Origin of the sequence: uncultured Caballeronia sp., assembly GCF_964243625.1 — a bacterium.
Taxonomy (GTDB): Bacteria; Pseudomonadota; Gammaproteobacteria; order Burkholderiales; family Burkholderiaceae; genus Caballeronia.
Genome location: NZ_CAXTGZ010000006.1, coordinates 23,379 through 32,665, shown reverse-complemented (window position 1 = coordinate 32,665; position 9,287 = coordinate 23,379). Strand labels below are relative to the sequence as shown.

Here is a 9,287-nt window from a genome sequence, read left to right as displayed (position 1 = left end):
GTGTGGAATGCAAACCCTGCGTTCAAGTGCTTCGCTTACGAAGACGCCCTCTACCGCCGCATGTCGGGCCTGTTGCAGGCGCGTCTCGCGGATCTTGCCGCACGAGGGATCAGTGCGACGCCTGAGCCCGCACATTGGCGCGCGAACCAGCACGACCAGGCGCTAAAACGCGAGGCGGTCAAAGCGTACGCAAGTCAGCTCAAGGCGTTCGGACCGGAGGGCTACGACGATGTCTTTTGTACCGAACGCTGCTGGAAGCTCGAACTAGCCAAATGAAAAGCGATGCGCCTAATATTGATTTCGAGCCCGTACCCGAAACGGAAGCAAGGGCAAGGATATCGGTGGTGGTGCTCACCTACAACCGCTGCGTGCAGGTGCTCGAAACGCTCAGCCGGCTTTGCGCGCTGCCGGAGCAGCCGCGCGTGGTGGTCGTCGACAACGGCTCGACCGACGGCACCCCGCAGCAGATTGCCGAATGCTTCCCCTATGTGACGCTCATCATTGCGCAGACGAATCTCGGCGCAGCGGGGCGCAATGTCGGCGTGAGCAGCGTCACCACGGAGTACGTAGCATTTTGCGACGACGACACGTGGTGGCACGCCGGATCGCTGCAACGGGCGGTACAACTGCTGGACAGCGCGCCGCGGGTAGGCGTGCTCAATGCCCGTATTCTCGTGAATGACGCCGGCGAAACCGACGACACGTGTCAACTCATGGCGCGCAGCCCGCTCGACGCAGCCGGCCTTCCCGGTCCTTCGTTGATCGGATATATGGCGGGAGCCTGCGTCTTCCGCACGTTGCTCTATCGGCAGATAGGGGGTTACGAACCGCGCCTGTTCATTGGCGGGGAAGAAGAGCTGGTGGCGCTCGATGTGCTCGCGAGCGGCTTCGCGATCGTGTACGCAGACGAACTTGTTCTTCACCATCATCCCTCACCGATACGCGACAGCAGCTTGCGCCGGCGCATGCTTGCCCGCAATGCGGCGTGGGTTGCGTGGATGCGTCTGCCATGGCGCGAAGCGTGGAACACCACGCGCGTTGCCATCAAGATCATTCGCCGCGAAGGCACTTTTCCCCGCGACGCTTTCTCTTTGTTCGCGGCATTGCCGTGGGCGCTCGCGCGGCGTCGCGCGATTCCTGACGACGTCGCACGCATGCGCGGGGCGGTGCATCTCGCCGAACGCACATACACCCGGTCCTGAAGCAGTCACCACACGACGCGCACCCTAAATGAAACGCAGGGGAAACGCACGCAAAATAAATGCGTAGGTATCGCAACGAACCAACGCTTCTTTCGTTCGCTTCACGAGTGGCACAACGAATGCTGTGTCTGGTCCAGCCGCCCAAGCTTCAGCGGGCGCGACCTGCTCCAAGCCAAGACCTTCTCCAGGGACACCATCGTGAAGATCGCACTCATCAGCGAACATGCGTCGCCGCTCGCTATTGCCGGCGGCGTCGACAGTGGCGGACAAAATATCTACGTGGCGAATGTGGCGCGTCAACTTGCCCGAAAGGGACATCAAGTCGATGTCTTCACACGCTGCGACAGGTCGTTGTTGCCGCTGATCTCGAAGTTCGAGGGAGCGCGGGTCATCAATGTACCGGCGGGGCCAGCAAGGCAACTGCCCAAGGAGCAACTGCTGCCATTCATGGAGGAGTTCTCGCGATTCGTGATCCAGTTCTTCCGAAACGAACCCACGCGCTACGACGCCGTACATGCAAACTTCTTCATGTCGGGCCTCGTTGGCCTTCGCGTGAAGGAAGCCTTGGGCGTACCGCTCGTCACGACCTTCCATGCGCTTGGCCGCGTGAGGCGTCTGCATCAAGGCTCGGATGACGGTTTTCCCGATGATCGATTCGACATAGAAGACGCGCTGGTACGTCGTTCGGATTCGGTGATAGCCGAATGCCCGCAGGATACGTCGGATCTCGTGTCGCTTTACGGTGCGGACCCGGCGCGGATCGACCTGGTGCCATGCGGTTTCGACAGCGACGAATTTCATCCGTCTGATAAAGAATCAGCCCGCGCCGAATTGGGGTGGCCGCAAGACCGCTTTATCGTGCTGCAGCTTGGACGGATGGTCCCGCGAAAGGGGATCGACAACGTGGTGCGCGCGATTGGTCTGTGCAATGGCAAACAGAGTGACGCGGCGCATCTCTATGTAGTCGGAGGCAATTCCGATGAGGCGAACGAGATCGCCACGCCGGAGATAGGCCGCCTGCGAGGAATCGCACAGGAATGTGGCGTGGCCGATCGTGTTCATTTTCTCGGACGGCGTTCGCGCTCCCGTTTGCGTCTCTACTACAATGCGGCAGATGTATTTGTGACAACACCGTGGTACGAACCGTTCGGGATCACACCGCTCGAGGCCATGGCGTGCAGTACGCCTGTGATTGGCGCCGACGTTGGCGGCATTCGTTACTCGGTCGCCGACGGTCAGACCGGATTGCTGGTTCCACCGAAGGATCCGGCTGCACTGGCAAATGCCCTGATCTTGTTAAAAAGTAGTCCTGATCTTGCACGAACGATGGGCGAGGCGGGTCTCGCACGCGCACGCGAGATGTTCACATGGGACGGTGTTGCGGACGCGCTAGCAAACGTTTATGCGCGCGTTTCAGGCATTACTGCAAACGAGGGAGAAGTCGCAACCCTGCGCGCCGTCGGGGGCGCGTCGGCATGAAGTCACAGCCAATAGCGCCCGCGCCGAGGGTCCCGGACTCGGCCGTCTTTCTCGACAAGGACGGGACTTTGCTTGTCGACGTTCCGTATAACATCAAACCTGAACTAATGCAGCTCGCGCCTGGTGCGCGTGAGGCCTTGCAGATTTTCTCGCGCCTCGAGGTTCCGCTCTACGTGATCAGCAATCAGAGCGGCGTGGCGCTGGGCAAGTTTCCTGTCGAAGCGCTGGACGCCGTTGAAGACCGTTTGCATGAACTCGTGTCGGAATGCGGCGCGACATTGTCCGGCGTCTACTGGTGCTTTCATCATCCGGAGGGCATGGTCGCGCCCTACAACCGCTCGTGTGACTGTCGCAAGCCACTGCCAGGCATGTTGCTCAACGCGTCGGACGATCATCACATCTCGCTCGCGTCGAGTTGGTTCATCGGTGACATTCTCGACGACGTGGAAGCAGGAAACCGTTCGGGGTGCCGCACCATTCTTATCGATAACGGCAATGAGACGGTGTGGCGTCGCGGACCGTACAGAGAACCTTTGTGCCTGGCGCCCGATCTCCACGAAGCTGCGCGTGTAATCGAAAAAGCCACGCAAACCTCGGAGTTTGTCCAATGAAGCAGGCACCCGTGGTCAATATCGTCATCGAGTCGCACGCGCGCGCGCCGGCTACACGGTCCGCGCAACCCTGGGGCGACAATATCAAGCGCATCCTGTGCATTCGCCTCGACAACCTCGGCGACGTGCTGATGACCACGCCCGCTTTGCATGCGTTACGGACGTCGGCGCCGGGACGGCACATCACGCTGCTGGCGTCGCGATCGGGAGCGCAGGCGGCACGTTATATCGATGACGTGGACAACGTGATCGAGTATGAAGCGCCCTGGGTCAAGAACAACCGTACAGTTAATGCCGCGACCGACCTCGACATGCGCTCGCATCTTCAGGCGGAAGGTTTCGACGCCGCCGTGATCTTCACCGTATATAGCCAGAACCCGATACCTGCCGCCATGTTGTGTCACCTTGCAGGCATCCCGAGGCGGCTCGCGCACTGTCGTGAGAATCCGTATGCGTTGCTGACCGACTGGGTTGCGGAACCGGAGCCGCAGACCGGCACGCGTCACGAAGTCGAACGGCAACTTGCTTTGGTGCAGCACGTCGGCGCGCACTCGAACAACACGCGCATGCATTTCAACGTGCGCCCGGACGACATCGAGTCATTGGCAATCAAGCTTGCTGATCGGGGCCTCTCGATCGACGAACCCTTCATCACGATGCACCCCGGCGCCACGGCAGCATCAAGACGTTATCCCGCCGAGCGGTTCGCACAGGCAGCCGCGCAACTCGCCGACACGACCGGCTGGCCTGTAATGATCACAGGCGGCCCGGATGAAGCCGAAGTTTGCGCCCAGGCGGGCGGATCGCACTGGATGACGGTCAACCTTGCCGGCGTGCTCGAACTCGGAGAGCTTGCCGCGCTGATCGCACGCACGAAAGTGCTGATCTCGAATAACAGCGGGCCGGTGCACATTGCGTCTGCGCTGGGTACACCCGTCGTCGATTTATATGCGCTGACCAACCCGCAGCACACGCCGTGGCAGACACCGCACCGCGTGCTCCACCACGATGTGCCGTGCCGCTGGTGCTACCGCAGCGTCTGTCCCGAAGGACACCATGCGTGCCTGACGGGGGTATCGGTCGAACAGGTAGTGAGTGCCGCCATGCAGCTTCTGCACGACGAACCCGTATCCACAGCAACGCAAGCAACCCTCGCGACCTCGTGAACCCTTCTCCTAATCAAGGCGACTCAACCATGTACACATTGGGCATCAACGCGGTGTATCACGACAGCGCCGCTGTGCTGATCGAGGACGGCGTAGTCATTGCAGCAGCAGAGGATGAACGCTTCACGCACATCAAGCATGCGAAGCGGCCTGTGCCGTTTTCCACGTGGCAACTGCCTTTCAATGCCATTGACTATTGCCTTAAGGAAGCCGGCATCGAACTCGCGGATGTTGACCACGTCGCGTATTCGTACGATCCGAAGCTGCTTTCGTCCATGCCGACGCACGCGGGCGCGACCATCGAATTGCCGCTCGAGCCGGGGCTGAAGCCGCTGTCGAATCCTTCGGAATCGCCGTGGGACCCCTTGTTTTTAAGCTACATCATGAATGCGCGTGCGCAGTTGATCGACGGCGCACCGCATCATCTGATGAAACGCTTTCGCAGCGACGGGCGCGCGATGCGTTTCGAGTGGCATTACGTCGACCACCATCTCTCGCACGAAGCGAGCGCGTTTCTCGCGGCGCCGTTCACCGATACCGCCGTGCTGACCATGGACGGCCGCGGTGAAGGCGTGACAACGAGCCTCGGCCAATTTGTCGATGGCGAATACAAGCGGCTGAAGCAGGTGGAGTTGCCGCATTCGCTTGGGCTTCTCTACGAGACGGTAACCGGCTATCTCGGCTTCCTGCACTCCTCCGATGAATACAAGGTGATGGCACTCGCCTCTTACGGCAAACCTGAGCACATCGATGCGTTCCGCGAGATCGTCAAGTACCGGCAGGACGGCACTTATACAGTAGACGCGCCACGTCTTGTAGAACGCTTCGGGCCTGCCCGCGAACGCGGCGGCCCGCTTGAACAACAACACTTCGACATTGCCCATTCATTGCAAGCCGTGCTGGAAGAAACCGTGCTGAAACTCGCTGGCTGGTTGCACGAACAAACCGGTCTCGACAAACTCTCCATGGCCGGGGGCGTGGCGCTGAACTGCGTGATGAATGCGCGCGTACGCGATCGCAGCCCGTTCAAGGAAGTCTGGGTGCAGCCTGCATCGGGCGACGCGGGCACCGCATTGGGCGCCGCGCTCTGGATCGACTATCGCAAGCGTGCGGAAACGGGTAACCGCTCGCGCAAGTGGCAGATGGATCATGCGTATCTCGGCCCGGAATACGCGGATGACGAAATCGAGCAATTGCTCAAGTGGACCAAGGCGCCGTATCGGCGGATGCATGATATAGCGGCTGAAACGGCTGACATCCTTGCGCAAAACAAGGTGATCGGCTGGTATCAGGGACGCACGGAATTCGGTCCGCGCGCACTTGGCGCACGTTCCATTCTCGCGTCGCCCATCGATCCGTCCATGCAGTCCAAGCTCAACGAGATCAAGGATCGCGAGGACTTCCGGCCGGTCGCGCCGGTCATCATGGAAGAGTACGCCAGCGAGTGGTTCGTGGACGGCGGTGTAGCGCCGTTCATGTTGTTCATCTTCGATGTACACCCCGCAAAGGAAACGCAGATCCCTGCTGTGCGGCACGTCGACGGCACCGCACGCGTGCAGACAGTGAACCGCAATCAGCATGCGCTTTACTACAATCTGATCGATGCCTTTCGCAAACGCACAGGCGTGCCCGTGCTGGTCAACACGTCCTTCAATACGCGTGGCGAACCAATGGTTAATTCTCCGCGTGACGCGCTGGAATCCTTCTGGACGTCGCCGCTCGACGCACTCGTGATCGGTTCGTTCCTGATCGAGAAGAATGGGGTCCGCGCATGAGTACGTTCGCGGCGAGCCCGACTGATGCTTTCGAAAACGTGCTGCGTAAAGGCGAGAAGTCAACGGATGATTCGCGGTTCGCCGCAACGCCCGACATCTCCGTGGTCGTGCCGACCTACAAGCGCCCGGCGATGCTCGAACGCTGCCTCGCGTCGATCCTGACGCAGGACTATGACCCGGCGCGCTTCGAGATCATTGTCTGCGACGATGGTCCGGACGATGCAACCCGCGCAACCGTTGAGCGCATCGCACACGAGCGCGCGAAGACTGGACCGCGCGTACGCTATCTGCCCGTCACCGCGACACAAGGTCCGGCTGGCGCACGCAACGCGGGCTGGCGTTTATCGCGAGCGAGCAGCATTGCGTTCACCGACGACGATACGCAACCCGACGCGCGCTGGTTGTCATCAGGTATGAACGTCCTTGCGGAAGGTTCGGGCGCCGTGGCGGGACGCATTATTGTGCCGTTGAGCGGCCGTCCGACCGACTACGAAAACGATGCCGCCGGCCTCGCACACGCAGAATTTGCAACGGCCAATACCTTTGCACAACGCTCGGCGCTGGAACGCATTGGAGGATTCGACGCCCGGTTCACCGCCGCGTGGCGTGAAGATTCCGACTTGCATTTCGCGTTCATGGAAGCAGGCATACCGATCGCCCGTGCCGATGATGCGATAGTGCTGCACCCGGTACGTCCCGCACGATGGGGCGTAAGCATGTCGCAACAAAAGAAGAGCCAGTTCGACGCGCTGCTGTACAAGAAATACCCGGCGCTGTTCAAAGCCCGCATTCGCCGCGCACCACCGATGCTGTATTACGCGATCATCATGGCGGCCATCGTTGCGGTCGTTACCGGCGCTTATGGCCACGCACAGCTTTCGGGACTCTCCGTGATCGCTTGGCTTGCGTTGACCGCATGGTTTTGCATCACGCGTCTCAGGCATACCTCGCGCGCACCATCGCACCTGATGGAAATGGCGTGCACCTCCGTCGTCATCCCTTTCCTTTCGATCTACTGGCGGCTCTATGGCGCGCTGAAGTTCAAGGTGCTCTTCTTATGACCGAGCGCATCGCGATCTTTCGTGCCTTGCAACTCGGTGACATGCTGTGCGCCGTTCCCGCGTTGCGTGCATTGCGGCAAGCGAAGCCCGGTGCGCATATCGCGTTGATTAGCCTGCCCTGGGCGCAAAGTTTCGTCACACGCTATACGCATCTCGTCGATGAGCTGATCGTTTTTCCTGGCGCAATCGGCTTCCCGGAGCAAGCGGAGACCAACGAGCATCTGGAAGGCTTCTGGCAAGACATGCACGCACGTCGCTTCGATTTCGCCATCCAGATGCACGGGAGCGGAGGCATCGCCAACGATATCGTCGGGCGGATGGACGCATCTTCAAATGCAGGCTTCGTGCAACCGGGCGAGCCGCAACGAGATGGCGTGTTTGTCGAATGGCCTGAAACGCTTAATGAAATCCTGCGCTATACGACGCTGATGCAGGCCCTGGGTTGCGGCGCGGAAGATACAAGTCTGGAGATTCCGCTAAATGATGAAGATCTTGCGGAATATGCCCGTCTGGCGCGTGTTTTCGGGCTAAGACCCGATCGTCTCGTGCTGATCCATCCCGGCGCTCAACTGCCTTCGCGCCGCTGGCCTGCTGAGCGCTTCGCGCAAGTTGCATCGGCACTTGCCGGCGAAGGCTGGCAAATTGCGATCACCGGCGCGGCAAGCGAGCACTTGCTGACCACGAGCGTCGCCTCTGCAATGAGGGGCCGTGCAATCAACCTCGCAGGAAAAACGTCGTTGGGCGGTCTTGCCGCGCTGGTATCGAACGCTCGGCTGGTGGTCTGCAACGATACCGGTCTTTCGCACGTCGCCGCCGCCATGAAAACGCGCAGTGTAGTAGTCGCGTCAGGCAGCGACACCCGCAGATGGGAGCCGCTCGACCGCGACCGGCATCGCGTGCTCGCCGATTATCCGTCTTGCCGGCCATGCGCGTTTCGTGAGTGTCCCTACGGACATCCGTGCGCACTCAACGTGCATGCAGAGCACGTGGTCGACGCCGCCTTGAACCAACTCTCACACTACGCGACCACTCATGCCGAATGACGCTCAACGACGCCTGCGCGTTCTTACATGGCACGTGCATGGCAACTATCTCTACTACCTGACCCAGGCGCATCATGACTTCCATCTTGTGACGAAACCCGGCAATCCGCCAGGGTATGCCGGTGCCGGTGGTGTTTTGCCATGGGGCGCGAACGTGCATGAAGTGCCTGCGGAACAAGTCGCATCGCAGGAATTCGATGTAATCCTGTTCCAGCATAAGACCCAGTGGGATGACGACCGCGTCAATCTGCTGAGCGACGCGCAACGCCGCCTACCGCGCGTCTATATTGAACATGATCCGCCACAGGACAACCCGTTCGAGCAGCGTCATTGGGTAGACGATTCCAACACGCTGCTCGTCCATGTGACGCATTTCAACAAGCTCATGTGGGACTGCGGCGCGACACCGACACGCGTGATCGAACACGGCGTGATCGTGCCCGATGGCGTGCGGTACACCGGCGAGAAAGAACGTGGCATTGTAGTCATCAATCATCTGCGGCAGCGCGGCCGGCGTTTGGGTAACGATGTCTACGCCGATGTTATCAAGCACGTGCCGCTGGATCTCGTCGGCATGGATGCACAATCAGCGGGCGGTCTGGGTGAGATCGGCAATCTGGAACTTGCGGCGTTTTCGGCGCAATATCGGTTCTTCTTCAACCCTATTCGCTGGACCAGCCTGGGTCTCGCCATTGTCGAAGCGATGACCATCGGCATGCCGATCATCGGGCTCGCGACAACCGAACTCGCAACGGTGATTCGCAATGGCGAAAGCGGTTACATCGACACGAACGTAGCTGCGCTGGTCGATGCAATGCAGCGTCTGATCCGCGATCCTAAAGAAGCGCGTCTATTGGGCGACGGCGCACGCAAGGTCGCCATGGAGCGCTTTCATATCGACCGGTTCGCAGCGGACTGGAACGAGACCTTGCGTCATGTCACGAGCTAAC

Annotated in this window: 9 protein-coding genes; all 9 read left to right on the top strand. The window is 60.3% G+C overall.

Annotated elements, in window-relative coordinates; translation table 11 throughout:
* On the top strand, window positions 1-276 hold a 276-nt coding region (locus ACFFAR_RS00985), incomplete at its 5' end, for a hypothetical protein (protein ID WP_174364913.1).
* Window positions 273-1,202, top strand: a complete 930-nt coding sequence (locus tag ACFFAR_RS00980) for a glycosyltransferase (RefSeq protein WP_174364912.1) — start codon at window positions 273-275, stop codon at window positions 1,200-1,202. The genes ACFFAR_RS00985 and ACFFAR_RS00980, both read left to right, overlap by 4 nt.
* A 198-nt stretch (window positions 1,203-1,400) precedes the next feature.
* Window positions 1,401-2,681, top strand: a complete 1,281-nt coding sequence (locus ACFFAR_RS00975) for a glycosyltransferase (protein ID WP_174364911.1) — start codon at window positions 1,401-1,403, stop codon at window positions 2,679-2,681.
* A complete protein-coding gene (locus ACFFAR_RS00970; RefSeq protein ID WP_174364910.1) occupies window positions 2,678-3,292 on the top strand; it encodes an HAD-IIIA family hydrolase in 615 nt (204 codons plus the stop codon). The genes ACFFAR_RS00975 and ACFFAR_RS00970 overlap by 4 nt, the downstream gene beginning before the upstream one ends.
* Window positions 3,289-4,458: a lipopolysaccharide heptosyltransferase II gene (gene waaF, locus ACFFAR_RS00965; RefSeq protein WP_375507406.1), complete on the top strand. Its 1,170-nt coding sequence runs from the start codon at window positions 3,289-3,291 to the stop codon at window positions 4,456-4,458. Before ACFFAR_RS00970 ends, waaF begins: the two co-directional genes overlap by 4 nt.
* A gap of 29 nt (window positions 4,459-4,487) precedes the next feature.
* On the top strand, window positions 4,488-6,233 hold the full coding sequence (locus ACFFAR_RS00960) for a carbamoyltransferase C-terminal domain-containing protein (RefSeq protein WP_174364419.1): 1,746 nt from the start codon (window positions 4,488-4,490) through the stop codon (window positions 6,231-6,233).
* Entirely contained in the window at window positions 6,230-7,294 is a 1,065-nt protein-coding gene (locus ACFFAR_RS00955; RefSeq protein ID WP_083638013.1) for a glycosyltransferase family 2 protein, read from the top strand. The genes ACFFAR_RS00960 and ACFFAR_RS00955 overlap by 4 nt, the downstream gene beginning before the upstream one ends.
* On the top strand, window positions 7,291-8,337 hold the full coding sequence (locus ACFFAR_RS00950; RefSeq protein WP_174364420.1) for a glycosyltransferase family 9 protein: 1,047 nt from the start codon (window positions 7,291-7,293) through the stop codon (window positions 8,335-8,337). Before ACFFAR_RS00955 ends, ACFFAR_RS00950 begins: the two co-directional genes overlap by 4 nt.
* Window positions 8,327-9,286 (top strand): glycosyltransferase family 4 protein, encoded by a 960-nt coding sequence (locus ACFFAR_RS00945; protein ID WP_375507405.1) that lies wholly within the window; start codon window positions 8,327-8,329, stop codon window positions 9,284-9,286. The genes ACFFAR_RS00950 and ACFFAR_RS00945 overlap by 11 nt, the downstream gene beginning before the upstream one ends.
* The last annotated feature ends 1 nt before the right edge of the window (window position 9,287 follow it).

What these genes read in the sequence shown, in the direction of transcription:
- ACFFAR_RS00980 (WP_174364912.1), top strand. Translation starts at nt 273, where the DNA reads ATGAAAAGCGATGCGCCTAATATTGATTTCGAGCCCGTACCCGAAACG.
- ACFFAR_RS00970 (WP_174364910.1), top strand. Translation starts at nt 2,678, where the DNA reads ATGAAGTCACAGCCAATAGCGCCCGCGCCGAGGGTCCCGGACTCGGCC.
- waaF (WP_375507406.1), top strand. Translation starts at nt 3,289, where the DNA reads ATGAAGCAGGCACCCGTGGTCAATATCGTCATCGAGTCGCACGCGCGC.
- ACFFAR_RS00960 (WP_174364419.1), top strand. Translation starts at nt 4,488, where the DNA reads ATGTACACATTGGGCATCAACGCGGTGTATCACGACAGCGCCGCTGTG.
- ACFFAR_RS00955 (WP_083638013.1), top strand. Translation starts at nt 6,230, where the DNA reads ATGAGTACGTTCGCGGCGAGCCCGACTGATGCTTTCGAAAACGTGCTG.
- ACFFAR_RS00950 (WP_174364420.1), top strand. Translation starts at nt 7,291, where the DNA reads ATGACCGAGCGCATCGCGATCTTTCGTGCCTTGCAACTCGGTGACATG.
- ACFFAR_RS00945 (WP_375507405.1), top strand. Translation starts at nt 8,327, where the DNA reads ATGCCGAATGACGCTCAACGACGCCTGCGCGTTCTTACATGGCACGTG.